General features: G+C 59.4%; 2 protein-coding genes. Both read left to right on the top strand.

Annotated features, from left to right (window positions below; translation table 11 throughout):
* The coding region (locus P8Z34_03270) for an ABC transporter ATP-binding protein (protein ID MEJ2549686.1) at positions 1 to 927 on the top strand (927 nt) is incomplete at its 5' end.
* Positions 920 to 1171: hypothetical protein (locus P8Z34_03265; GenBank protein MEJ2549685.1), on the top strand; the 252-nt coding region annotated here is incomplete at its 3' end. The genes P8Z34_03270 and P8Z34_03265, both read left to right, overlap by 8 nt.

Below are 1171 nucleotides of genomic sequence, written 5' to 3'. Positions count from 1 at the left end.
AACGGGCATGAAGTCATCCGCACGTACGATCTCACGAAGCGATTCAAGCAGCTGACCGCCGTAGACCAGATCTCTTTCGAAGTCCGGCGCGGCGAGGTGTTTGGATTCCTGGGACCCAACGGTGCAGGGAAGACGACGACCATTGCGATGCTGCTGGGACTCGTTCGGCCCACCACCGGCAGCGCCGAAGTTCTGGGCCACGACATCCGCCGCAACTTGAGCCCCGCGCTGCGTCAGGTGGGCGCCATCATAGAAACCCCCGCCTTTTACCCCTATATGAGTGGGATCGACAATTTACGTGTTTTCGCACGCATCGACGGGGGCGACACCGAAGCACACATCCCGTCCATACTCGAACGAGTGGGGCTAAAAGGGCGCGGCAAGGACAAGGTGGGCACGTATTCGCAGGGAATGCGTCAGCGGCTGGGGTTGGCCGCTGCGCTGTTGGGAGATCCCGAACTGCTCATCCTGGATGAACCGACCAACGGGCTCGACCCGGCCGGGATGCAGGAAATGCGCATCTTGATCCGCCGCCTTTCCGAGGAGCAGGGCAAGACCGTCTTTCTTTCGAGCCATCTGCTGCACGAGATCGAGCAGGTTTGTGACCGTGTGCTGATTCTCAACAAAGGGCAGGTGATCGCCCAGGGAGAAGTCAAGAGCCTGCTGCACCAGGCGCACGCCGTTGAGCTGCGGATTGAGAAAGCGGAGAAAGCCGCCGAGGTTCTATCTGGACTAGACTGGGTGCAGGGCACGAATCAAGACGGGGATTGGCTGCGCGTGCAGGCATCCCCGGAGCGAACGCCGGAACTGCTGGCCGCTCTTGCGGCGCATGCTCTCTTTCCTTTCGAAGTCCGCCCGGTCGTGTCTACGCTGGAAAGCGTGTTTCTCGATCTTACAAATAATCACGCTGAGGACGGCGATGCATAGATTCATCTCTGCCGATTGGCTGCGGATGCGGCGTTTCTGGCTCACCTGGGTTCTCCTGGTGTTGCTGCTCGTCATTCTCACTTTACAGATCAACGGCAAACTGAACGAGCTGGAGACCTGGAAAGCGGAAGTGGAAACGGGGGTCTCCGCCTACGACGGTTCTCCGTTATCATCTCTGCAAATCGACGGGACCCGCCTCCTGATCCGGATTCGAACGGCAGGGATGAGCTACCCTGCCTTCATC

The organism is Anaerolineales bacterium (assembly GCA_037382465.1).
In the GTDB taxonomy this organism is placed as follows: Bacteria; Chloroflexota; Anaerolineae; order Anaerolineales; family E44-bin32; genus WVZH01.
The sequence above is the reverse complement of the archived record's forward strand: the minus strand, read 5'-3'. Positions and strand labels throughout refer to the sequence as shown.